The sequence below is a fragment of the Streptomyces acidicola genome (genome assembly GCF_009377235.1).
GTDB classification, from domain to species: domain Bacteria; phylum Actinomycetota; class Actinomycetes; order Streptomycetales; family Streptomycetaceae; genus Streptomyces; species Streptomyces acidicola.
Genome location: NZ_VMNX01000108.1, coordinates 1 through 23,286 on the forward strand (window position 1 = coordinate 1; position 23,286 = coordinate 23,286).

Here is a 23,286-nt window from a genome sequence, read left to right on the forward strand (position 1 = left end):
GGGTAGGGGCGGCGGGGGTGAGAAACCGCCCCCGGGCGCGCCCAACCGGCTCCCCTTACGGCACCACCACGATCTTCCTCCCCACCCCGGACGCGAACTGTTCCAGTGCCTGGGGGTAGTTCGTCAGGGGCAGGCGGTCGCTGATGAAGATCTCGGGGTCGAGGACACCCGCCGCGAAGAGTTCCGCCGCTCGTTCGAAGCTGTGCAGCACCGCCATCGAACCCGTGATGGTGATCTCTTGGTTGTAGATGCGGTAGGGATCGATCGTCACCCGGGTCGCGTAGTCGGCCACCCCGAACTGCAGGAACGTACCGGCCTTGGCCACCCGGTCCAGGCCGTCCTGGATCGCGGCCGCGTTGCCCGTCGCATCCACCACCACGTCCCAGCCCTGCGGCCGGTCCAGTTCGTCGGGGTTCGCCGCGGAGGACGAAACGCCCAGTTGCCGGGCCGTCTCCAGACGGGACGCGTTCACGTCCACCACGTCCACACTCGCCGCCCCCGTACGCTTCGCGAGCTCCAGCATCATCAGGCCCATCGTCCCCGAGCCGTAGATCAGCACGTGGGCGCCCAGACGGGACTGGAGCACGTCGTAGCCGCGGACCGCGCACGACAGGGGCTCGACCAGGGCCGCGTCCTGGGTGCGGATGTGCTCGGGGAGCCGTACGCAGTTCGCCACCGGCGCCACCGCGTACTGCGCCGCACCGCCCGCCGTGGTCACCCCGATCGCGGCCCAGCGCTCGCAGAGGTTGTTGTGGCCCGTGCGGCAGTACCGGCACTCGTAGCAGTACAGCGACGGGTCCACCGCCACCCGGTCGCCGACCGACACCTCCGTGACCTGGGCTCCCACCCCGACCACCTCGCCCGCGAACTCGTGCCCCGGCACGATCGGCAGCTTCGGCGCGAACTCGCCCTGGAGAATGTGCAGGTCGGTACCGCACAGGCCGCAGGCCGCCACCTCGACGACGACCTCACGAGGACCGGGCGTCGGGTCCGGGACCTCGGAGACGACAGCCCTGCCCACGGACTCGATGACGGCGGCCTTCATTTCACGGCTCCCAACGACAGGCCCTGGACGAGTTTGTCCTGGGCGGCGAACCCCGCGGCGAGCACCGGCAGGGAGATGACGAGCGACGCGGCGCACACCTTCGCCAGGAACAGGCCCTGGCTGGTGATGAAGCCGGTCAGGAAGACGGGGGCGGTCTCGGCGACCACGCCCGTGAGTACCCGGGCGAAGAGCAGTTCGTTCCAGCTGAAGATGAAGCAGATCAGGGCGGTTGCGGCGATGCCCGGCGCCGCGATCGGCGCCACCACGCGTGCCAGGATCGTCGGAAGGCGCGCGCCGTCCAGGTGCGCGGCCTCGATGATCGCCACCGGCACCTCCGCCAGGAACGACTGCATCATCCAGACGGCGATCGGCAGGTTCATCGACGTGTAGAGGATGACCAGCAGCCAGATGTTGTCCAGGAAGTCCGTGTTCTTGGCGAAGAGATAGATCGGGAGCAGGCCCGCCACCACCGGCAGCATCTTCGTCGACAGGAAGAAGAACAGGACGTCCGTCCACTTCTTCACGGGGCGGATCGACAGCGCGTACGCCGCGGGCAGGGCCAGCAGCAGGACGCACAGCGTCGACGCCAGCGACGCCACCGTGGAGTTGATGAGTGCGGGCCACGGGCTCGCGCCGCCGCCCACGCCGAAGAACTCGCGGTAGCCGTCGAGTGTGAGGGCCGCCGCCCAGGACGGCGGGTTGGTCGCCGCGTCCGCCTCCGAGTGGAAGGACGTCAGTGCCATCCAGGCGATGGGGAGGAAGAACAGCAGGCCGATCAGCCAGGCGGCCACTCCCAGGCCGGCTCCCCGGATGCGCCGGGAACGTACAGGTGCAGCGCTCGCGGTACTCATGCGCGGGACGCCTCCTCGCGGAACAGCGACGAGACCACGCGCAGCGCGAACGTCGCGATGATGATCGAACCGATGACGACGAGGACGCCCGCGGCCGAGGCGAGGCCGTTCTCGTGGGCCTGGTAGAAGGTCTGGTAGACGGTGTAGGGGAGGTTGGCCGTGCCGAGCCCTCCGGACGTGATGGTGAAGACCGCGTCGAAGTTCTGCACGATGTAGATCGAACCAAGCAGGGCGCCGAGTTCCAGGTAGCGGCGCAGGTGCGGCAGTGTGAGGTGGCGGAAGATCTGCCAGTCGCTCGCGCCGTCCACGCGGGCGGCCTCGATCTGCTGGTGGTCGCGGCTCTGCAGCCCGGCCAGCAGGATCAGCATCATGAACGGCGTCCACTGCCAGATCAGGGAGGCCTCGACCGCGAGCAGCGGGGTGTCGGAGATCCAGTCCGGCTGCGGGCCGCCGACGTAGTGCAACAGGCCGTTGAACAGGCCGTATTCGGGGTTGAAGAGCACGTGCTTCCAGAGCAGGGCCGCGGCCACCGGGACCACCAGGAAGGGGGCGATCAGAAGGGTGCGGACGATGCCCCGGCCGCGGAAGCGGCGGTCCAGGAGCAGGGCGAGGCCGAGGCCGAGCACCAGGCTGGCCAGGACCACGGTGACCGTGAGGAGGACCGTCGTCCAGACCGAGCGGCGCAGGTCCGGGTCGGTCAGGACCTGTTGGTAGTTGGCGAGGCCCGCGAAGCTGCGGGCGTCGGGGTAGAGGGAGTTCCAGTCGAAGAAGGAGATCACCAGCGTCGCCACGAACGGCAGCTGGGTCACGACGATCATGAAGATCAGGGCGGGGAGGAGCGGGGCCCTGGTGGCCCAGGCGCGCAGGCGCGACGCGGGTTTGCCCGCCGACTGCACGGGCGCTGTGGCCATCGGGGCTGTCGTGGTCGCGGTCATCGTCCCTCGTACTCCTCGGAGATCCGCTCGGCGAGTGCTTGCGACTTCTTCAGGGCCGACTCGACGGACTGGCGTCCGGCGATGGCCGCGCTGATCTCCAGGGAGACCTTGGTGCCGAGGTCGGTGAACTCGGGGATGCCGACGAACTGGATGCCGGGCGCGGGCCGTGGCTGCACCCCCGGGTCGGTGGGCCGGGCGCCCTCGATGGCCTCCTTCGTCATCTCCTGGAAGGCGGAGGCCTCCTTGACGTAGGCCGGGTTCGTGTAGGTCGACGCCCGCTTGCCCGCGGGCACGTTGGACCAGCCGATCTGGTCGCCGACCAGCTGTTCGTACTCCTTGCTGGAGGCCCAGGAGACGAACTTCCAGGCCTTGTCGGGGTTCCGGGACGCCTGCTGGATGCCCCAGGCCCAGGTGTAGAGCCAGCCGGAGGACTTCGTCTCCTCGACCGGTGCGGGTGCGTAGCCGATCTTGTCCTTGACCGGGGACCCCGAGGCCTCCAGGGAGCCGGCCGCGGACGTGGCGTCGTACCACATGGAGACCTTGCCCTGGGTCATGTTGTTCAGGCACTCGGCGAAGCCGGACTGGGCGGCGCCGGACTCGCCGTGCTCGCGGACGAGGTCGACGTAGAACTTGGTGGCCTTCTCGAACTCGGGGGAGTTCAGGCGGGCCGTCCAGTCCTTGTCGAACCAGGTGCCGCCGAAGGTGTTGACGACGGTGGTGAGCGGGGCCATCACCTCACCCCAGCCGGGAAGTCCGCGCAGGCAGATGCCCTTCATGCCCTCCTCGGCCCCGTCGGCCTTCGCGGCGAGGTCCGCCACCTGCTGCCAGGTGGGCTGCTCGGGCATGGTCAGCCCCTTCTCGGCGAACACGTCCTTGCGGTACATCAGGAAGGACGACTCGCCGTAGAACGGCTGTCCGTACGTCTTGCCGTCGTCGCCGGTCAGGGACTGGCGCATCGGCCCCAGGATGTCCTTCTGGTCGAAGGCGGCGTCCTTGGCGACGTACGGGTCCATCGCGCGCAGCCAGTCGTTGCGGGCGTAGATCGGTATCTCGTAGTTGCTGAGTGTGGCGACGTCGTACTGGCCCGCCTGGTTGGCGAAGTCCTGGCTGATCTTGTCGCGGACGTCGTTCTCCGGCAGGACGGTGAAGTTCACCTTGATGCCGGTTTCCTTGGTGAAGTGGGCGCGGGTGAGCTTCTGCAGCTCGACCATCTGCGGGTTGTTGACCATCAGTACGTTGATGGAGTCGCCGCCGGAACCCGTCCCGCCGGCTCCGGTCCAGCAGCCGGAGAGCAGCGGGGCGAGCAGCGTCCCTGCGGCGGCCGCGACAAATACGGTGCGCGGCCTCCGTCGGCTCGGGATTCGCATGGATCGCTCCTGGGCGTATGGGGAGAATGGGGGGATAAGGGGTGAAGGTGGGCGTGGGAGTGCCCTGGGGGTGTCGGTTTGGTTTTCGTACGACGGTGGGCGGGTCGGTTCGGTTTTCAGACTCGTATGACCTGGGGGCCCAGTAGTGAGTACCGGTGGGCCTCGGACGCGGGCAGCAGCGTGCTCGTGACGATCGCCTCCAGCGCGCCGATGTCCGCGAACCGGCAGAAGCTGACCGCGCCGAACTTGGTGTGCACGCCGGCGAAGACCGTGCGCCGGGCGGCCCGGACGGCCTGGGTCTTGACCTCGCTGACCGCGGGGTCGGGGGTGGTGAGTCCGTGGTCGCGCGAGATGCCGTTGGCGCCGATGTACGCCAGGTCGATGACGAACCCGGAGAGCATCTTCGTCGTCCAGTGGTCGACGGTGGCGAGGGTGCCCGGGCGCACCCGGCCGCCGAGGAGCAGCACGGTGGTGTTGCCTGCCTCCGCGAGTGCTCCCGCGGTGGCGAGGGAGGCGGTGACCACGGTCAGTGGCCGGTCTCTGGGCAGCGCCTCGGCGATGAGCTGCGGGGTGAAGCCCTCGTCGACGAAGACCGTCTCGGCGTCCCCGAGCAGTTCCGCCGCCGCGGTCGCGATCCGCCGCTTCTCGGGGACGTGGCTGGTGGCGCGGAAGGCGAGCGTCGTCTCGAACCCGGCGCTCTCCACGGGGTAGGCCCCGCCGTGGGTGCGGCGGACCAGGCCGTGGTCCTCCAGGGCTCGCAGGTCGCGCCGTACGGTCTCCCTGGCGACGCCCAGTTCGGCGGCGAGCGTGGTGACGTCGACCGATCCCGCGCGGCGCGCGGCCTTGACGATCTCGCGCTGCCTGTCTTCCGCGCTCATGGCCGACACCTGCTCTCCCTGCTGAATGGCAGCGCCGTTGCTGCCCGTTCGGGCCCGGTAGGACCCATGGGGGAAGTTCTACAGCCGGTGTGCGTCGCTGACCAGGCTTGTTGCGCGCCCGATGGTGCCCGGCTGTGCCCGTTTCACGCGGTGGTTGCCCGGCTCGGACCTGGGGCGTGCGTGAGATCGGGCAGGAGCGGTGCCCGAATGACGGGGCGGGCGGGCCCGTTCGGTGCCCGCCCGCCCCAGGAGCGCCTCTCGTCACGGCGCCGGTACGGCTGGATTGCGTGCTTGCGGCCCTTCGGCCGGGTCAGTACGGCCAGATGGGCGGTTCGCTCACGAAGTGGCCGCCGAGGTAGGCGTGCGCCACGTTCTCCGGGTCGAGTTCGCCCTGCTCGGCGATCAGCTTCTCGGCGTACGGCTCGGAGTCGTCCCGCGGTTCGTAGCCGAGAGCCCGGGCGGTCGTCAGGTCCCACCACAGGCGGGTGTTGGCGGATGAGCCGTACACGACGGTGTGCTTCACGTCCTCGGCGGTCAGGGCCGCGTGGAAGAGGCGGGCGCCATCCTCGGGGCTCATCCAGACCGACAGCATGCGCACGCTCGTGGGCTCCCTGAAGCAGGAGCCGATGCGTACGGAGACGGTCTCCATGCCGTGCAGGTCCCAGTAGAGCTGGGCGAGGTCCTCGCCGAAGGACTTGGACAGGCCGTAGAAGGTGTCGGGGCGGCGCGGGGTGTCGACCGGGATCAGCGCGTCCGCATCAAAGGGGGCGTCGCCCTGGGGGCGGGGCGTGAAGCCGACGGCGTGGTTGGAGGAGGCGAAGACGATCCGCTCGACCCCCTCCTCACGGGCGGCCTCGTACAGGTTGTACGTCCCCTCGATGTTCGCCTTCAGGATCTTCTCGAAGGGGGCTTCCAGGGAGATGCCGGCGAGGTGGATGATCGCATCGACGCCCCGGACGGCCTCGCGCAGGGCGCCGGTGTCGGCGAGGTCGGCGATGATCGCGTCCGGCTCGCCCTCGATGGGGCGCACGTCGAGGAGGCGGAGTTCGTAGCCGTACTCCGGGAGCAACTCCCGCATCAGGGTGCCGAGTCCGCCGGCGGCGCCGGTGAGCAGAACGGTGCGGGGAGCGGGCATCCTCGGGTCTCCTTGAATCACCGGAAGCGCGTTGCGAAATCAGCCGGACGGATGTGTGCGCATGCGCGTACCACATTCACATCCGTGGACACGCTAGGGAGTTGTGGTCTCGCGCGTCAAGAGGGGCGTGAAGGCGGGGAATCCGCTGGTGTGTCGCGGGTCGGCGCGCTTGACCGGCCCGAAGGGGGCGGCTTAGCGTAGGCGAGTTCAGAAATATGGACACTGATCAGAAACATGGATCAGAGACATGGACCTGGGAGAGCCCGTGACCTCAGCCCCCCTCGCCGCTCGGCTCAGCATCCCCAGCGGGCCGCTCTTCTTCCCCGTCACGGCCTACGGCCCGGACGGCGCGGTCGACCTGGACGCGTACCGCACGCACGTGCGCCGGGGTGTCGACGCCGGGGCCGCCGCCGTCTTCGCCTGCTGCGGCACGGGTGAGTTCCACGCGCTCACTCCCGAGGAGTTCCACGCCTGCGTACGCGCCGCCGTCGACGAGACCGCGGGCCGGGTGCCCGTCGTGGCGGGCGCGGGGTACGGGACCGCGCTCGCCGTGCGGTACGCGCGGCTCGCCGAGGAGGCCGGCGCCGACGGGCTGCTCGCCATGCCGCCCTACCTCGTGCAGGCGCCCCAGGAGGGCCTGCTGCGGCACTACCGCGAACTGGCGGCGGCGACCCCGCTGCCGCTGATCGTCTACCAGCGCGACAACGCCGTCTTCACCCCCGCAACGGCGGTTGAGCTCGCCCGCACCGAGGGAATCATCGGCTTCAAGGACGGCCTCGGCGACCTCGACCTGATGCAGCGCATCGTGAGCACCGTACGGAGCGAGGTCCCGGGCGAGTTCCTGTACTTCAACGGCCTCCCGACAGCCGAACTGACCGGGCTCGCCTACCGGGGCATCGGCATCACCCTGTACTCGTCCGCGGTGTTCTGCTTCGCACCGGAGATCGCCCTCGCCTTCCACCGGGCGTTCACCTCGGGCGACGACGCGACGGCGGAACGCCTCGTGGACGGCTTCTACCGGCCGTTCGTCGAACTGCGCGCCCAGGGACGCGGCTACGCGGTGTCCCTGGTGAAGGCCGGGGTGCGGATGCGCGGACTCGACGTGGGGGAGGTGCGGCCGCCCCTGCACGAACCGACCGAGGACCATGTCAAGCAGCTCGCGCAACTGATCGAGCGCGGGTACGCGCTGCTTTGAGCTTTTGAGCCAGGCCTGGAGGAGGAAGAAGTGAAGGCGTCGGCGTTCGTCTACCCCTGGGACGTCAACGGGGACCCGGCAGCCGGGGAGTTCATCGCGGGGCTCGGGGTGCGGCAGGCGACACTCGCCTCCGCGTACCACTCCACGCGCGCGCTCACACCCCGGCACCCCCGGCACCGGATCATCACGGCCGAGCACGCCGCCGTGCTGTACCCGCCGGACGAGGCACGCTGGTCGGGGCGACGGCTGCGGCCGTACCGCGCCGGGGAGTGGGCGCCCGGCGACGCGTACGCGGAGGCGGCCGAGGCGCTGGCGGCCGCCGGCCTGGAGGTGCACACCTGGGTCGTGCTCGCGCACAACTCCCGGCTGGGCGCCGAGTTCCCGGACACCTCCGTGGTCAACGCGTACGGCGACCGCTACGCGTGGGCGCCGTGCGTCGCGCAGCCGGAGACGCGGAAGTACCTGCTGGACCTGGCCGTCGAGGCGGCGGTACGGCCGGGGGCGCGGGGAACGGAGCTGGAGTCGCTGGGCTGGTACGGGCTCGCTCACCTCCACGCGCACGACAAGACCGGTGGGGTGGCGCTCGGCGACGCCGGGCAGTACCTGATGTCGCTGTGCTTCTGCGGGACGTGCCGCGAGGGGTACGGCGCGCAGGGGCTCGACGCCGACGAGTTGGCGGCGGCCGTCCGGGACGCACTGGAGCCGGTGTGGCGGGGCGCGCCCGACGACGGCGGCCGGCCGGCGGTGGAGAAACTGCTCGGGGAGGGCAGGGCGGCGGGCACGCGCGCGTGGCGGGACGAGATCGCCCGTACGCTCCAGGAAGCGGCGGTCACGGCCGTCCGGACCGCCGCGCCCGAGGGCTTCCAGGTGCTGCTGCACGCGGACCCGGTCACCCACCACGTGGGCGCGAACGCGGGCGTCGATCCCGCGCACATCCTGTCCGTCGCGGACGGCGTGGTCGTGCCCTGCGCCGGCGGGCCGGGGCTGTTGACACCGTTCGCGGAGCAGGGGCGCGAGGGGGCGGTCCTGGCCGCGAACTTCCCCGTGGTGTCCGGGATGGGCGGGAGCCCGGGGACGCTCGGGGCGGACGCGGCCCGTGCGGCTGAGCTCGGGGCGACCGAACTGCGGCTGTATCACGCGGGGTTGGCATCGGACGGAGATCTGGTGGCGGTGCGGGAGGGGCTGTCGGGGTTGGAGTGAGGCCTGTCACGGCACCGACGGGCGGGTCACCCTCCCGTCGGTGACCCGGAGACGTCGCAGGTGCCATGCCGGCAGGAGGGTGGCCAGCCCCAGGCCGGCCAGCAGCGCCTGGAGATCCACCAGTTCGATCAGACTCGCGCCCACCGCCAGACCGATCGCGGTGGGCGCGAAGAGCAGGGTGTTGGCGGTGGCGGCCACGCGCCCCAGCAGCGGCCCGGGAGTTTCCCGCTGCACCGCCGTGAGCGCCGCGATCAGCACGCACGGCAGGCCCGCCCCCACCGCCGCACCGGCCCCCAGGGCCACCGCGTCGGACGGGACCGCCCGCAGCCCCACCGCGACTGCCGTGAGCGCGATCCCGCACCCCGCGAAACGCCGTTCGCCGAGGCGCCGGATCAGCGGACCGGAGACCAGCCCGACGGCCACGGAGCCCACGCCCTGGGCGACGGACAGCACGCCGGCGTACGCGGGGGAGCGCCCGAGACCGTCGACGACGGCGTAGACCGTGGCGCCGTTGACGCCCGAGAGGAACATCGTGGCGCCGCCCGCCAGCACCAGGGGGCGCAGACCCTGGTGGACCCGGAGGAAGCGGGCGCCCTCGGCGGTCTGCGCCCGCCAGCCCGACGTGGGCGGTTCGGGTTTGGGCTCGTGGACACGCACGCACGCGTACAGCGCCGTGGCCAACACGAAGGTCACCGCGTCCAGCAACGCCACGGCTGCGCCGCCGTACGCCGCGTAGATCCCCGCCCCGGCCAGCGGGGCCACCAGCTTCATGCCCTCGTTGGCCGTCATCCGCAGTCCGTTGAAGTCGCCGAGCAGGGACGGGGCGATCGCGCCGGCGACCAGCGCCGCTTCGGCAGCGTCGTGGACGACGCCCGCCGCGCCGTACACCATGAGCACCGCGAAGAGGAGCCACAGGCTCTGAGAGGAGTCGACGGTGAAGAGGGTGAGGAGGAGCGCCGCCAGGGCGAGGTTCGTCCGGATCAGGAGCGGCTTGCGGCGGGTGCGGTCGGCGAGGGTGCCGAGGAGGGGGCCGAACAGGGTCGGTGCCCACATGGCCAGCATGGAGAGCGCGGCAAGCCCGTTCGACCCGGTGAGGTCCTTGACCCAGATCCCGGACGCCAGCCACAGCGCGGACGTGCCGAAGCCGGAGGCCACGACTCCGGCCAGGTAGAGCCGCGCGTTGCGGTCCCGCAGGACGCGCGCCAGGGTCCACGAGGGCTGTGCCTCCCCCGGCACCCCTGCCGTCTCTGTTGTCTTGGTTGTCATGCCTGATCATCATGGTGCTAAGGACCTGGAGGGCGGATCGGGCAGGTGCCCTGGAAAGCGCGGGTAGACGCGCCGGCAGGCAGGGCGTTTCGACGAGGCCGTCGCCGACTTAACCGGTGCGCTGGCCCTGAATCCCGGCCTGGTCTGGGCTCTGGCATCGCGTGGTCAGGCTCACGTGTTTCCTTTGGGATCCGTAGTGATGTTTCGTCCGCTGGCGTCATGTCGTGTGTCCGGTACGGGTCGGTGTCGCATGTGGGTGCGCAGATCGAATGCGTGACCTTCTCGCGGGGGCGTCGTTGATCGGATGACAGCACCACGGGTGGGGAAGGGAGGTTCCGGTGAGCCGGAGGCTGCCGCTCGGCGAGGGCGAGACGTCGCGTACGGCGTGTGCCCGTGGCCTGTTGCGTACCGGGGTGGAGGAGCGGACCGGGGAGGTCCTCACCACGGCGGTGCTGGCAGCGCGGGTGGGCTGGGCTGCCGCGCTGGTGTCCGGAATGGCTGGCGGGCTGCTGGCCGAGCACTGGAATGCGGCCGACGTCGACGTGCTGGCCTCGGGCGTGGACGCCGGGGGCCGGCCACTGCCGTCGAATGCCTGGATGGCGCTGCGCCGTCTGGGCTGGACCGCCGCACCGGCCGACGGGGTCCGTGTCAACGACCGGATCGTGCGCATGGCCCAGGAGCAGACCGGGCGCACACTGAGGTCGGTGAAGTGGCGGGCCGACCTGACTGCCGCGATCCTCGGGGCGTGGCCCGCGGACCCGGGCAAGCGCACGCCGCAGGAGTGGGATGCAGTCCGCGAGGCTGTGCCCGGCGGCCGGGATCTGCCGTCCTGCGTCATCGCCTCCCGCACTCGGCAGATCGCCGCCTTCGTCGAGAAGCACGGCCGGTTGCCGGTCGATGTGTTCGAGCTGGAGGCCGCACCCCGCAGTGCGCGGATGCTGCTGCTGTCCGCGTGTGACAGGCAGCAGGCCACGATCACACGCGGGGATGATCCGGGCCGGGCACTGTTGCGCTTGCAGCTGCCCACCTGCCCCGACCCGCGCTCCTACCGGGACTGGACGTGGGTGGCATGCCCGATCACACTGCCGCCGACCATCCCGCCTGGCGCGGTGCTGCACCTGCCCACGCTGCGTATCCACCAGGGGACGGTGCGGGCCGATCTCGCCTACACCCACGCCGTGCCGAAGACACGGCGTACCGGGCACACGGTCGCACTGGGCGTGGACTGGGGGCTGAACACCCTGCTCAGTGCGGGCGCGGTCCGGCGCCGCGACGACGGAATCATCACCGCCCTCGGCACAGGCGGGATGTTCCGCGCCTGCGGTGCCATGGCCAAACAGCACCGGCTCCGCCGAGAGTCCGAGTACCTGCACGCCAAGACCGACCACTATCAGCGGCTCATCGCCGGGGAGGCGCGGCACTCGCTGTCCGCGAAGCATCACGTGCTCGCCGAGGAGAGTCGGCACGTCTCCGCCCGAAGGTCCAACCTCAACGACGCGCTCGCCTGGTCCGCCGCCCGTTGGGTGGTCGACCAGGCCATCGCCGCCCGTGCGACGGTGATCTATGTCGAAGACCTGCGCTCGCTGGAGGCCCGCGGCATGGGCCGCACCCTCAACACCCGCCTCTCGCAGCACGTACGCGGGCAGATCGTGGAGCGGATGCGGCACCTGGCCGCCGAGACGGGCATCGCCGTGGTCACCGTCCCGGCCCGGGGCACCTCCCGGCACTGCCCTCGCTGCCTCGTTCCGCTGCGTCACCGCAAGGCCCCCGACCGGCCCACCGCACCCGGCTGGAAATGGGCCGTCTGCCCCACCCCGGGCTGTGGCTGGCAGGGCGACCGCGACACCGGAGCATGGCAGCGCATCGCCGCACGCGGACTGACCCACCAGACCAAGACCGTCACCGACCGCTCCACAGGCACCATGGCTATCCGCAGCGTGGCAGACCAACACGAAGCCACCGCTGTGGTCGCCCCGGCCACCACCCAGACCCGCCGGGACAGGTCCAAGACCGGACCCACCCGGCACAGGACCACACGCCCCGCGCCCAGGCGACGCAGGGCACCCTCCCCCACCAGACCTTCCGGTCCGGCGGGCCAGCGTCCGGAGGGACACGCACCCACGGGCCGGACCCGGCTGCCCCGTGCAGCCCACCGGCACCAGGGCGTGACCACGATCAGCACACCCACCACCAGCCGACACCGGCCACGCGGAGCAGCACTGGGCGCGGGATTCCATCTCCACGCTCATGCTTCCCCGCCCAGGTGGGCAGAACTCACGCCGGACCCTACGGTTCGCATAGGTTCGCTCAGCTGATCAGAGACGCTCTCGCGTCCGAGCCCGATGAACTCGGCTTGCTGTTCGAGAAGACCATGCTGGACACCGTGACGTCGGGACTCGCTGGATGCGTGGACCAGTGGAGCGCACTGTTCGCACAGGCGACCGAGTCGCTGGACGAGGACGAGATCAGGCTCGCGGGGCTGTTCCGGGCGATCCTCCTCGAACGGGAGAACACCGTCGTCGAGGCGACGGAAGCCTTCCTTGACGAAGGTCCAGACGCCGACGTCGTCATGGACCTGTTCCACTGCCTGGACGAACTCTCCGGTGTGAACGGTGAACTCGCCGACCGTGCGGAGGAGTGCCGCCGACTCGTCGTGCCCCGCACCGCCGCCTGAAGGAACGTGAGTGGACGCGGGATTCGAGACGTGCAGCGAGTTGCAGTGGCACACGGATCCGATACCGGGTGACGGCGGACCAGGGGTGCCTCCCGCGCATGGCGCAGCGAGAGATGTGGCGTTCTTTCGGGTGGTCAGACCTGGCTTCCCCAAGCGGTGTGTTCGGCATTCGGTCCTGCTGGGCCGGTGAGGCGGTACGGCACGGGAGCCTGGGCCTGGGCGGCTGCTCCGGCATCGCGATGGCAAACGGTGTGAGTACCTCGTTGATTCATTGCCTCAGTGCGTCACCCCAACTTCCTCTGTGAGAAGCATTGACGAAACACAGGGCCGCTCCTACCTTCAACGCGTCGTACTTCGTACGTCATATATGAGACGCGATATGTGAGATCCGAGAGGCGCGCATGACCTCTGTGCCCACCCCGATCCCGTCCCGCACGCAGTTCGTGCTGGAGGGGATCAAACACCGCATCCTCACCGGGAAGCTGACGCCCGGCCAGGCGCTCGTGGAGACCGAGCTCGCCGCGCAGTTCGGGGTCTCCAAGACGCCGGTGCGCGAGGCGCTCAAGACCCTGGCCGGGACAGGACTCGTCGTGATGAGCCAGTACAAGGGCGTCACGGTGCGCATGGTGGACGCGGACATGGCACGCGAGGTGTACGACGTCCGGCTGCTCCTGGAGCCGGAAGCCCTGCGGCGGGCCGTACGGCGGGGGGCCGGACTTCAAGCGGCGCAGGACGCGCTCGCCCGCTCCGACCAGGCGGCCGACACGGCCGAACGCTCCCTCGCCAACCGGGAGTTCCACCGCGCCCTCTACACCTCCTGCGGCAATCCGCTGCTCGGCCGGATGCTCGACGAGGTGCGGGACCAGGCCGCGCTCGTCTCCGCGGTCGCCTGGGCCGCCAACCCCTCCTGGGAGCGGGAGGCCGCCGAGCACCGGGAGATCCTGCGGCTCGCCCTCGACGGCGACGCCGACGGGGCGGCCGGCGCCCTCCACGCGCACATCGCGTCGTTCGTCCAGCGGGCCTTCCCCGAGGCCCACGAAGAGGAAGGCCATCAATGAGCAGCGTGACGTACGAGACCCAACGGGCGGCCCTGGCCGACGTCGTGGCGATCCCGGTGACCCCGTTCGCCGAGGACGGCACCGTCGACCAGGACACCCACCGGGCCCTGCTGCGTCGACTGCTCGACGGCGGGGTCAGGACCCTCACGCCGAACGGCAACACCGGTGAGTTCTACGCGCTGACCCCCGCCGAACGGCAGCTCGTCACCGAGCTGACCATGGACGAGGCAGGCGACCGGAGTGTCGTCCTCGTCGGGGTCGGGCACGACGTGCCCACCGCCGTGGCCTCCGCCCAGCACGCCCGTGAGGCCGGCGCACAGATGGTGATGGTCCACCAGCCCGTCCACCCGTACGTGTCGGACACCGGCTGGGTCGACTACCACCGCGCCATCGCCGAGGCCGTGCCCGAGCTGGGCGTCGTGCCGTACCTCCGCAACGCGGCGCTGCCGGGCGCCCGGCTCGCCGAACTCGCCGACGCCTGCCCGAACGTCATCGGGGTCAAGTACGCCGTCCCGGACGCCGCCCGGTTCGCCGCCTTCGCGCGGGACGCGGGGCTCGACCGCTTCGTGTGGGTGGCGGGGCTCGCCGAGCCGTACGCGCCCTCGTACTTCTCCGCGGGCGCCACCGGCTTCACCTCGGGACTCGTGAACGTCGCCCCGGCCGTTTCCCTGAACATGCTCGACGCACTTCGGTCCGGGGACTATCCCGCGGCGATGAAGGTGTGGGAGCAGATCCGCCGCTTCGAGGAACTGCGTGCCGCGGGCGCGTCCGCCAACAACGTGACCGTGGTCAAGGAGGCCCTCGCCTCGCTCGGCCTGTGCCGCCGCGACGTCCGGGCGCCGAGCCGGGTACTGCCCGAGGACGAGCGGGCCGAGGTCGCCGCCATCGCCGCCGGGTGGTCGATATGACGAACCCCGAGAAGAGCCCCGAGAACAGCACCGAGAAGAGCGCCGAGAAGAGCGCCGAGAGGCGCCCCGAGGAGTACAGAAGCCACCAGTGGTACGGCACGGACGGACTGCGCTCCTTCAGCCACCGGGCCCGCACCCGCCAGCTCGGCTATCTGCCCGAGGAACACCTGGGCAAGCCGGTCATCGCGATCCTCAACACCTGGAGCGACATCAACCCCTGCCATGTGCACCTGCGTGATCGCGCGCAGGCGGTCAAGCGGGGCGTGTGGCAGGCCGGCGGCTACCCGCTGGAGTTCCCGGTGTCGACGCTGAGCGAGACCTTCCAGAAGCCGACCCCGATGCTCTACCGCAACATGCTCGCGATGGAGACCGAGGAGCTGCTGCGGTCGTACCCGGTGGACGGGGCCGTGCTGATGGGCGGCTGCGACAAGTCCACGCCCGCGCTGCTCATGGGGGCCGCTTCCGTCGACCTGCCCACCGTGTTCGTGCCCGCCGGGCCCATGCTGCCGGGCCACTGGCGCAACGAGGTCCTCGGCTCCGGCACCGACATGTGGAAGTACTGGGACGACAAACGCGCCGGGCTCATCGGCGACTGCGAGATGCAGGAGCTGGAGAGCGGCCTGGCCCGCTCGCCCGGTCACTGCATGACCATGGGCACGGCGTCCACGCTCACCGCCGCGGCCGAGGCGCTCGGGGTCACCGTGCCGGGCGCGTCGAGCATCCCCGCCGTCGACTCCGGGCACGACCGGATGGCCGCCGCCTCCGGCCTCAGGATCGTCGAACTCGTCCGCAGGGACCGGAAGCTGTCCGAGATCCTCACCGCGGAGGCATTCGAGGACGCGGTGACGACCGTCCTCGGGCTCGGCGGCTCCACGAACGCCGTCATCCACCTCATCGCCATGGCCGGCCGCGCCGGAGTCCCGCTGACACTCGACGACTTCGACCGCATCGCGCGCACGGTGCCGGTGCTGGCCAACGTCCGGCCGGGCGGACAGACGTACCTGATGGAGGACTTCCACTTCGCGGGCGGGCTCCCCGGGTTCCTGTCCCGGATCACCGACCTCCTCCACCTGGACCGGCCGACGGTGTCGTACGACACGATGCGTGAGCAGCTCGACGGCGCGCTCGTCCACAACGACGCCGTGATCCGCACCCGCGAGAACCCGGTCGCGAAGGAGGGCGGGGTCGCCGTGCTGCGCGGCAACATCTGCCCGGACGGCGCGGTCATCAAGCACATCGCCGCCGAGCCGCACCTGCTCAGGCACACCGGTCCCGCGGTCGTCTTCGACGACTACAGGACGATGCAGCGGACCATCAACGACCCGTCCCTGGGCATCACCGCCGACAGCGTGCTGGTGCTGCGCAACTCAGGGCCCAAGGGCGGCCCGGGCATGCCCGAGTACGGGATGCTGCCCATCCCCGACCACCTGCTGAAGCAGGGTGTCCGGGACATGGTGCGGATCTCCGACGCCCGGATGAGCGGCACGAGCTACGGCGCGTGCGTGCTGCACATCGCGCCCGAGTCGTACATCGGCGGGCCGCTCGCGCTCGTACGGACCGGGGACAGCATCACCCTCGACGTCGAGGCGCGCACCCTCCACCTCGACGTGGACGACGAGGAGCTCCAGCGCCGCAGGGCCGCGTGGACGCCCCCGCCCGAGCGGTACGAGCGCGGCTACGGCGCGCTCTACAACGAGCAGATCACGCAGGCCGACACCGGCTGCGACTTCGCCTTCCTGGCCCGACCGGGCACCGTGCCGGACCCGTACGCGGGCTGAACACCGCACCACCGCACTACTGGACCACCGCACCCACCGCACCCACCGCACCAAGGCCGCTGTTCCTCGCGGTCCGGACCTCGAACACCGCAAGTGAAAGCGCTTGCCAACACGGCGCAGGCACAAGCCGCAACGGTATACGCGCACACCGCACGGCACAGCCACAAGCCACACGGTGAAGCGCACCGCACCACCGGCTCGACCCGCACACCCGAGAACGGAGACACAGTCATGGCCCAAGCCGCAGCCGTGGCGAAACAGCCCGCGCCGCCCCGGCGGCGTCGCGGATCGGCCACGCCGCGCAGGCTCCCGTACCTGCTGATCGCGCCGGCAGCCCTGCTGATGCTCGGCTTCATCGCCTACCCGGTCATCAGCGTCTTCTACTACAGCCTGCAGCACTACAACCCCACCAAGCCCTGGCGGAACGGTTTCGCGGGCTTCGACAACTTCGTCTTCGCCTTCACGAAGGATCCCCAGTTCTGGGACACGCTGGTCTTCAGCGCCAAGTGGGTCGTGGTCGAGGTCGGGTTGCAACTGCTGTTCGGCCTGGCGCTCGCGCTGATCGTCAACCAGAGCTTCGTGGGCCGGGCACTGAGCCGCGCGATGGTCTTCTCACCGTGGGCCGTCTCCGGTGTGCTGACCTCCGCGATCTGGGTGCTGCTCTACAACTCCCAGACGGGCATCACCCGTTACCTCGCGGACCTGGGCATCGGCGAGTACGGCACCAGCTGGCTCTCCGACACCTCGACCGTCTTCCCGGCCGCGGTCGTCGCCGACCTGTGGCGCGGCGTGCCCTTCTTCGCGATCCTCATCCTCGCCGACCTCCAGTCCGTCTCGAAGGACCTGTACGAGGCCGCCGAGGTCGACGGCGCCAGCCGCATCCGGCAGTTCATCCACATCACGCTGCCACACCTGAAGGACGCGATCATCCTGTCCACACTGCTGCGCGCGGTGTGGGAGTTCAACAACGTCGACCTGCTCTACACCCTGACCGGCGGCGGACCGGCGGGCGCGACGACGACCCTCCCGCTCTACATCGCCAACACCTCCGTCGACGCCCACAACTTCGGCTACGCGTCCGCCCTGACCACGGTCGCGTTCGTGATTCTGCTCTTCTGCTCGATCGTCTACCTGCGGTTGAGCAAGTTCGGAGGCGAGGACAAGTGATCACCAAGGACGCCGAGATCAGCGACGCCCCGGTGGCCCCCGCCCCCGAGGCCGAGGAGCCCCCACGCCGGCCGAAGAAGCGCCAGCGCGCCTGGGACGAGGTCCCGCGCTGGCAGATCTACCTGCCGCTGTCGATCTACCTGCTCTTCACGATCGTCCCCTTCTACTGGATCCTGCTGTTCGCCCTGCGCCCGGCCGGCTCGACCTCGCTCGTGCCATGGCCCATCACCTTCGACCACTTCGAGAAGGTGTGGACGGAGCGCGCCTTCGGCACCTACTTCCAGAACAGCGTCCTCGTGGGCGTCGCCACCCTGTTCATGACCACGATCGTCGCCCTCGCCGGCGGCTACGCCCTGGCCCGCTTCAACTTCCGGATCAAGCGCGCGTTCATGCTGGCGCTGCTGTGCTCCCAGTTCGTGCCGGGCGCGCTGCTTCTCGTACCGCTGTTCCAGATCTTCGCCGAGCTGCGGATGATCAACTCCCTCGGCAGCGTCATCATCGCCGAGACCGTCTTCCAGCTGCCGCTGTCGATGATCCTGATCAGCGGGTTCATCAGAAACGTGCCGTACTCGCTGGAGGAGGCCGCCTGGGTCGACGGCTGCAACCGTTTCAGCGGCTTCCGGGTGGTCGTGCTGCCGCTGCTGCGGCCGGGCCTGATCGCCGTCGGCTCCTTCGCCTTCGTGCACTCCTGGAACCACTTCCTGTTCGCGCTGATGTTCCTCAGCAACCAGGACAAGCAGACCATCCCCGTCGGCCTGAACACCCTGCTCAGCGCCGACAGCGTCGACCTGGGCGCCCTCGCCGCGGGCGGCATCATCGCCGCGGTCCCGGTCGTGATCGTGTTCGCCTTCATCCAGAAGTGGCTGATCACCGGCTTCAGCGCGGGGGCGGTGAAGGGGTGAGGCGACTTCCGGGCACAAGACGACTTCCGGGCACGAAGCGCCTCCCGTTGCTCGTCGTGGCCGGGGTGCTGGGCCTCACCCTCAGCACCCCCGCCGGGGCCAAGGCCCGCGACATCAGCCGTGACACGCTCGCCGCGAACGACGGCTGGGCGGCGGCCGACGGCGGTACCACGGGTGGCTCGGTTGCCGACGACGCCCACGTCTACACCGTACGCAACCGCAGCGAGCTGGTCCGGGCGCTCGACGGAGGCAGCGCGACCCCGAAGATCATCCGGATCGCGGGCACCATCGACGCCAACACGACAGACGACGGCGACACGCTGAACTGCGACGACTACGCGACCGACGGCTACGACCTGAAGCAGTACCTCGCCGCGTACGACCCGCGCACCTGGGGCTCCGCCAAGCCCAGCGGCCCCCAGGAAGAGGCCCGGCAGGCGTCGGCCGCCCGGCAGGCGGAACGGGTCGAGCTGGCCGTCGGGTCCAACACCACCATCGTCGGGCTCGGCGACAGGGCGCTGCTGAAAGGCGCCGGCCTCCAGCTCAGGGGCGCGGACAACGTGATCATCCGCAACCTCGAACTCCGCGACGCCTACGACTGCTTCCCCGTCTGGCAGCCCAACACCGGCGGCCTCGGCGACTGGAAGACCGCGTACGACAACATCTGGCTGCGCGGCGCCACCCATGTGTGGGTCGACCATGTCACGCTGTCCGACAAGGGCCACCCGGACGAGGACGAGCCCACCTACTTCGGCCGCAACTACCTGCGCCACGACGGACTGCTCGACATCACCAACGAGTCCGACCTGGTGACGGTGTCCTGGAGCCGGTTCGCCGACCACGACAAGGCGATGCTCATCGGCAATGGCGACACGGCCACCGGCGACCGCGGCAAGCTGCGCGTCACCCTGCACCACAACGAGTTCGAGGGCGTCGTACAGCGTGCGCCGCGCGTCCGCTTCGGGCAGGTGCACGTCTACAACAACCGCTACGTCGTTCCCGTGGACGCGCACGACTACCGGTACTCGCTCGGCATCTCCACCGAGTCGGCCGTGTACGCCGAGAACAACGCCTTCACCACCCCCGGCCACATCGAGGCCGCCGACCTCGTGAAGAGCTGGAACGGCACCGCCTTCCACGCCACCGGCACCCTCTTCAACGGCTTCCCCGTCGACCTGCTGACCATCTACAACGCGTACAACTCCGGCAGCGAACGCGACCTGACCCCCGACGTCGGCTGGACACCCGCGCTGCACGGCGAGATCGACAGCGCCCGGCAGGCGGACCGCGAGGTCGCCCGGGGCGCGGGCGCCGGGAGGATCCGATGACCACCACGACGGCCTCGGAGCGCTCCGGCGCCACCCCCCTGCCCGTCGTCCTGGCCGGCGCCCGGGGCCACGGCCGCTGGCACCTGGCCAACATCCGCCGCCTGCAGGACAAGGGGATGGTCCGGCTCGCCGGTGTCTGCGAGCTGACGCCGCTTAACCCCGAGGAGCTGGACGGCCTGGGCGCGCCCGAGCAGTCCGGCGACTTCGGCGCCCTGCTCGACTCCACGGGTGCCGCGATCGCTGTGATCTGCACGCCCATCCCCACCCACACCGACCTCGCGCTCACCGCGGCCCGACGGGGCGTCCACCTCCTGCTGGAGAAGCCCCCGGCGCCGTCGTACGCCGAGTTCCGCCGTATGGCCGACGGGGTCGCCGCGGCCGGGGTGGCCTGCCAGATCGGCTTCCAGTCGCTGGGCTCGCACGCGGTGCGCGCCATCCGCGAGCTGGTCGCGAAGGGCGCGCTCGGCGAGGTCGTCGGCATCGGCGGGGCCGGGGCGTGGGCACGCGCGGAGGCGTACTACCGGCGCGCCCCGTGGGCGGGCAAGCGGCGCCTGAACGGGGTCGACGTCATCGACGGCGCCCTCACCAACCCGCTCGCCCACGCCGTCGCCACCGGGCTCGCGCTCGCCGGAGCCACGCACGCCGAGGACGTCACCGGCATCGAGACCGAACTGCTGCGCGCCAACGACATCGAGTCCGACGACACCTCGTGTGTACGGATCACCACGGCCGGCAGCGGCCGCGTCACCGTCGCCGCCACCCTGTGCGCCGAGCACCCGGGCGAACCGTACGTCCTCGTGCACGGCACCAGCGGCCGGATCACCTTCTGGTACAAGCAGGACCGCGTGCTCGTCCAGCGGGCCGGGCACGGGCCCGAGGAGATCGAGTACGGCCGCACGGACCTGCTGGAGAACCTCGCCGCGCATCTCACCGACGGCACCGAACTGCTGGTCACACCCGACGCGACGGGCGCCTTCATGAAGGTCGTCGAAGCGGTTCGACAGGCGCCCGACCCGACTCCGCTGCCCGCCGACGCCTGGCACCTCGTGCCGGAGGAGAACCGCCGCGTCGTCCACGGCATCGACGGCCTCGTCGCCTCGGCCGCCGACACCCTCGCCCTCTACTCCGAGCTGGGCGCCCCCTGGGCCCTCCCCACAGCTTCAGCGAATGAGGTGAGCACATGACGAACAACGACTCGCTGGTCCTGCGCATCGCGGGCCGCCCGGTCGGCCGCTACACCACCCGGCCGGAGCTGCCCACCAGACTCTCCCCACGCCCCTATCTGCACCCGGTCACCACCCTGTCCGGTACGGCCGTCACCGAGCTCAGCCCGGCCGACCACCTGCACCACCTCGGCGTCGGTGTCGCCGTTCCCGACGTCGAGGGGCACAACTTCTGGGGCGGACGCACCTTCGTCCGCGACCAGGGCCCGACCGAGCTCGACAACCACGGCTCGCAGCGGCACGCCGCCTTCCAGCTCAGCGACCCCGACGGCTTCGTCGAGGAGCTGCGCTGGGTGGCGGCCGGAGGCGAGCTGCTGCGCGAGCGCCGTACGGTCGCGGCCACCGAACTCACCGACTCCGCCTGGGCGCTGGACTTCACGTTCTCGCTCACCAACACCACGCCCGGCCCGCTGTCGATCGGCAGCCCCGCCACCAACGGACGGCCCGGCGCGGCGTACGGCGGCTTCTTCTGGCGCGCCCGCAAGGAGGCCACCGCGCCTCGGGTGTTCACCCTGGACAGCGAGGGTGAGCCGGAGATTCACGGCACCCGCGCCGACTGGCTCGCCCTCGCGGGCTCCACCTGGACGCTGGTCTTCGCCGGGGCCACCGAGCAGACCCGCGAGGACCCGTGGTTCGTGCGCACCGAGGAGTACCCGGGAGTGGGCTCCTCCCTCGCGCACGACGAGCGGGTACCGATCGAGCCGGGCGAGACCGTCGTACGGCGGATCGTGACCGTTGTCGCCGACGGTGTCCTCCCCAGGATCGAGGCGGCGGCGCTGGTCCGGAAGGCGGTGAGCCAGTGAGCACCCCTTCGGTCACCGGCGGCGCGCCCGCCTTCAGCGCCGACCTCGGTGACGGCACCTACCGCAACCCGGTCCTGGGCGCCGACTGGTCCGACCCCGATGTCTGCCGCGTCGGCGACGACTACTACCTCACCGCGTCCAGCTTCGGCCGCGCCCCCGGCCTGCCGCTGCTGCACTCCCGGGACCTGGTCAACTGGACGCTGGTCGGGCACGCCCTGAAGCGCCTGGAGCCCGGGGCCGGGTTCCGCACCCCACGGCACGACTGCGGGGTGTGGGCGCCCTCCCTGCGCTACCACGACGACCGGTTCTGGATCTTCTGGGGCGACCCCGACCAGGGCGTCTTCCAGGTCAACGCCCCCGAGATCCGCGGCCCCTGGACCCGCCCGCACCTGGTGAAGGCGGGCAAGGGACTCATCGACGCCTGCCCCCTGTGGGACGACGAGACCGGCGAGGCGTATCTGGTGCACGCCTGGGCCAGGTCCCGCTCCGGGATCAAGAACCGGCTCACCGGGCACCGGATGCAGCCCGACGGCACCAGCCTGCTCGACGAGGGCAAGGTGATCGTCGACGGGGACCGGCTTCCGGGCTGGTTCACGCTCGAAGGGCCCAAGCTGTACCGGCACGACGGATGGTTCTGGATCTTCGCCCCCGCGGGGAGCGTGGAGACCGGCTGGCAGGGCGCCTTCCGCTCCCGCGGCTTCTTCGGCCCGTACGAGGAGCGGATCGTCCTGGAGCAGGGCGACACCGATGTGAACGGTCCCCACCAGGGCGGCTGGGTGCGCACGCAGGCCGGCGAGGACTGGTTCCTGCACTTCCAGCAGCGGGGCGCGTACGGCAGGGTCGTGCACCTCCAGCCCATGCGCTGGGGTACGGACGGGTGGCCGGTGATGGGTGACGAGGGAACCCCCGTCGCCGTGCACCGCAAGCCCGCCCTGCCGCGGCAGCCGCCCGCCGCGCCCGCCACCGACGACGACTTCCCCGGCGGCCGCTTCGGACGTCAGTGGCAGTGGACCGCCAACCCCCAGGACGGCTGGGCCACCCACCACTCCGGCGACGGGCTGCGGCTGACCTGCGTACGGACGGCCGACGCGCACGACCTGCGCAAGCTGCCGAACGTGCTCACCCAGCGGCTGCCCGGCACCCCGGCGACCGTGCGGGTCGGACTCCGGCTCGACAGCGAGGAGGAGGGCGCCGGGGCCGGGCTCGCCGTCCTCGGCGACGCGTTCACCTGGATCGGGCTCCAGCGGGGCGCGGACGGGAGCGTCCACCTCGTGCACCGGTTCGGCGAGTCGGTCGCCGAGCGGGAACGGGACGCCGCCCACCCGCGGCCGGCTCCCGAGGGACGGGCGCACTTGCGGATCGAGATCGGCGCCGGGGCGCGCTGCCGCTTCTCGTACGACGTCGGGGACGGCCGTGGCTTCCAGCCCTCGGGTCAGGTCTTCGCCGCCACCCCCTGGCGCTGGGTCGGCGCCCTGCTCGGCCTGTTCGCGGTCGCGCCCACCGGCGGGGGACACGCCGGGGCGGCCACGTTCACACAGTTCCGGATCACCCCCTCGTAACCCACCCCACCCGT

Annotated in this window: 19 protein-coding genes and 1 pseudogene; 13 read left to right on the top strand and 7 right to left on the bottom strand. The window is 70.8% G+C overall.

The window, feature by feature from the left end; all coding sequences use genetic code 11:
* Positions 1–55 precede the first annotated feature (55 nt).
* The 6 genes from FPZ41_RS25640 to FPZ41_RS25665 all read right to left on the bottom strand — a co-directional run bounded on the left by FPZ41_RS25640 (position 56) and on the right by FPZ41_RS25665 (position 6,211).
* Entirely contained in the window at positions 56–1,045 is a 990-nt protein-coding gene (locus tag FPZ41_RS25640) for a zinc-dependent alcohol dehydrogenase family protein (RefSeq protein ID WP_152866055.1), read from the bottom strand.
* Entirely contained in the window at positions 1,042–1,896 is an 855-nt protein-coding gene (locus tag FPZ41_RS25645; RefSeq protein ID WP_131570669.1) for a carbohydrate ABC transporter permease, read from the bottom strand. Before FPZ41_RS25645 ends, FPZ41_RS25640 begins: the two co-directional genes overlap by 4 nt.
* Positions 1,893–2,831: a carbohydrate ABC transporter permease gene (locus FPZ41_RS25650; protein WP_152866056.1), complete on the bottom strand. Its 939-nt coding sequence runs from the start codon at positions 2,829–2,831 to the stop codon at positions 1,893–1,895. Before FPZ41_RS25650 ends, FPZ41_RS25645 begins: the two co-directional genes overlap by 4 nt.
* Entirely contained in the window at positions 2,828–4,198 is a 1,371-nt protein-coding gene (locus tag FPZ41_RS25655) for an ABC transporter substrate-binding protein (protein WP_152866057.1), read from the bottom strand. The genes FPZ41_RS25650 and FPZ41_RS25655 overlap by 4 nt, the downstream gene beginning before the upstream one ends.
* Before the next feature lie 116 nt (positions 4,199–4,314).
* A complete protein-coding gene (locus FPZ41_RS25660) occupies positions 4,315–5,085 on the bottom strand; it encodes a DeoR/GlpR family DNA-binding transcription regulator (protein ID WP_322620714.1) in 771 nt (256 codons plus the stop codon).
* Positions 5,086–5,386: 301 nt separating this feature from the next.
* Positions 5,387–6,211 carry an NAD-dependent epimerase/dehydratase family protein gene (locus tag FPZ41_RS25665; protein WP_152866059.1) on the bottom strand — a complete coding sequence of 275 codons (825 nt, stop codon included), beginning with the start codon at positions 6,209–6,211 and terminating at the stop codon, positions 5,387–5,389.
* A 247-nt stretch (positions 6,212–6,458) separates the two neighbouring features.
* On the opposite strand from FPZ41_RS25665, the gene FPZ41_RS25670 reads away from it, so the two are divergent.
* Together FPZ41_RS25670 and FPZ41_RS25675 are read left to right on the top strand one after the other, a co-directional pair.
* Positions 6,459–7,406: a 5-dehydro-4-deoxyglucarate dehydratase gene (locus FPZ41_RS25670; protein ID WP_152866060.1), complete on the top strand. Its 948-nt coding sequence runs from the start codon at positions 6,459–6,461 to the stop codon at positions 7,404–7,406.
* A 30-nt stretch (positions 7,407–7,436) separates the two neighbouring features.
* The gene (locus FPZ41_RS25675; protein ID WP_322620715.1) at positions 7,437–8,606 is read left to right on the top strand and encodes a hypothetical protein; all 1,170 of its coding nucleotides are present in this window, start codon (positions 7,437–7,439) and stop codon (positions 8,604–8,606) included.
* Here FPZ41_RS25675 and FPZ41_RS25680 read toward each other — a convergent pair.
* A pseudogene (locus FPZ41_RS25680) lies at positions 8,540–9,872 on the bottom strand (MFS transporter). The gene FPZ41_RS25675 and the pseudogene FPZ41_RS25680 overlap by 67 nt on opposite strands.
* Positions 9,873–10,210: 338 nt before the next feature.
* Here FPZ41_RS25680 and FPZ41_RS25685 point away from each other — a divergent pair.
* The 11 genes from FPZ41_RS25685 (at position 10,211) to FPZ41_RS25735 (ending at position 23,272) form a co-directional block, all read left to right on the top strand.
* Positions 10,211–12,187: a zinc ribbon domain-containing protein gene (locus FPZ41_RS25685; RefSeq protein WP_322620716.1), complete on the top strand. Its 1,977-nt coding sequence runs from the start codon at positions 10,211–10,213 to the stop codon at positions 12,185–12,187.
* 38 nt (positions 12,188–12,225) lie between these two features.
* On the top strand, positions 12,226–12,546 hold the full coding sequence (locus FPZ41_RS25690; protein ID WP_152866063.1) for a hypothetical protein: 321 nt from the start codon (positions 12,226–12,228) through the stop codon (positions 12,544–12,546).
* Positions 12,547–12,947: 401 nt separating this feature from the next.
* Positions 12,948–13,604, top strand: a complete 657-nt coding sequence (locus tag FPZ41_RS25695) for a GntR family transcriptional regulator (RefSeq protein ID WP_131565895.1) — start codon at positions 12,948–12,950, stop codon at positions 13,602–13,604.
* A complete protein-coding gene (locus tag FPZ41_RS25700) occupies positions 13,601–14,512 on the top strand; it encodes a dihydrodipicolinate synthase family protein (protein WP_152866064.1) in 912 nt (303 codons plus the stop codon). The genes FPZ41_RS25695 and FPZ41_RS25700 overlap by 4 nt, the downstream gene beginning before the upstream one ends.
* Positions 14,509–16,290, top strand: coding sequence for an L-arabinonate dehydratase (araD, locus tag FPZ41_RS25705; RefSeq protein ID WP_152866065.1), 1,782 nt, complete (start codon positions 14,509–14,511; stop codon positions 16,288–16,290). The genes FPZ41_RS25700 and araD overlap by 4 nt, the downstream gene beginning before the upstream one ends.
* Positions 16,291–16,521: 231 nt before the next feature.
* Positions 16,522–17,457, top strand: coding sequence for a carbohydrate ABC transporter permease (locus tag FPZ41_RS25710; RefSeq protein WP_152866066.1), 936 nt, complete (start codon positions 16,522–16,524; stop codon positions 17,455–17,457).
* A complete protein-coding gene (locus FPZ41_RS25715; protein ID WP_131565900.1) occupies positions 17,454–18,359 on the top strand; it encodes a carbohydrate ABC transporter permease in 906 nt (301 codons plus the stop codon). Before FPZ41_RS25710 ends, FPZ41_RS25715 begins: the two co-directional genes overlap by 4 nt.
* 47 nt (positions 18,360–18,406) lie before the next feature.
* Positions 18,407–19,687 (top strand): pectate lyase family protein, encoded by a 1,281-nt coding sequence (locus FPZ41_RS25720; RefSeq protein WP_152866067.1) that lies wholly within the window; start codon positions 18,407–18,409, stop codon positions 19,685–19,687.
* On the top strand, positions 19,684–20,871 hold the full coding sequence (locus FPZ41_RS25725) for a Gfo/Idh/MocA family protein (protein WP_152866068.1): 1,188 nt from the start codon (positions 19,684–19,686) through the stop codon (positions 20,869–20,871). The genes FPZ41_RS25720 and FPZ41_RS25725 overlap by 4 nt, the downstream gene beginning before the upstream one ends.
* Positions 20,868–21,713, top strand: coding sequence for a DUF6807 domain-containing protein (locus FPZ41_RS25730; protein ID WP_152866069.1), 846 nt, complete (start codon positions 20,868–20,870; stop codon positions 21,711–21,713). The genes FPZ41_RS25725 and FPZ41_RS25730 overlap by 4 nt, the downstream gene beginning before the upstream one ends.
* Positions 21,710–23,272, top strand: a complete 1,563-nt coding sequence (locus FPZ41_RS25735; protein ID WP_322620718.1) for a glycoside hydrolase family 43 protein — start codon at positions 21,710–21,712, stop codon at positions 23,270–23,272. The genes FPZ41_RS25730 and FPZ41_RS25735 overlap by 4 nt, the downstream gene beginning before the upstream one ends.
* Positions 23,273–23,286 lie beyond the last annotated feature (14 nt).

Bases quoted from the DNA above. Each gene is read 5' to 3' on its own strand.
- FPZ41_RS25640 (WP_152866055.1), bottom strand. From the start codon at position 1,045: ATGAAGGCCGCCGTCATCGAGTCCGTGGGCAGGGCTGTCGTCTCCGAG.
- FPZ41_RS25645 (WP_131570669.1), bottom strand. From the start codon at position 1,896: ATGAGTACCGCGAGCGCTGCACCTGTACGTTCCCGGCGCATCCGGGGA.
- FPZ41_RS25650 (WP_152866056.1), bottom strand. From the start codon at position 2,831: ATGACCGCGACCACGACAGCCCCGATGGCCACAGCGCCCGTGCAGTCG.
- FPZ41_RS25655 (WP_152866057.1), bottom strand. From the start codon at position 4,198: ATGCGAATCCCGAGCCGACGGAGGCCGCGCACCGTATTTGTCGCGGCC.
- FPZ41_RS25665 (WP_152866059.1), bottom strand. From the start codon at position 6,211: ATGCCCGCTCCCCGCACCGTTCTGCTCACCGGCGCCGCCGGCGGACTC.
- FPZ41_RS25670 (WP_152866060.1), top strand. From the start codon at position 6,459: ATGGACCTGGGAGAGCCCGTGACCTCAGCCCCCCTCGCCGCTCGGCTC.
- FPZ41_RS25695 (WP_131565895.1), top strand. From the start codon at position 12,948: ATGACCTCTGTGCCCACCCCGATCCCGTCCCGCACGCAGTTCGTGCTG.
- FPZ41_RS25700 (WP_152866064.1), top strand. From the start codon at position 13,601: ATGAGCAGCGTGACGTACGAGACCCAACGGGCGGCCCTGGCCGACGTC.
- araD (WP_152866065.1), top strand. From the start codon at position 14,509: ATGACGAACCCCGAGAAGAGCCCCGAGAACAGCACCGAGAAGAGCGCC.
- FPZ41_RS25710 (WP_152866066.1), top strand. From the start codon at position 16,522: ATGGCCCAAGCCGCAGCCGTGGCGAAACAGCCCGCGCCGCCCCGGCGG.
- FPZ41_RS25725 (WP_152866068.1), top strand. From the start codon at position 19,684: ATGACCACCACGACGGCCTCGGAGCGCTCCGGCGCCACCCCCCTGCCC.
- FPZ41_RS25730 (WP_152866069.1), top strand. From the start codon at position 20,868: ATGACGAACAACGACTCGCTGGTCCTGCGCATCGCGGGCCGCCCGGTC.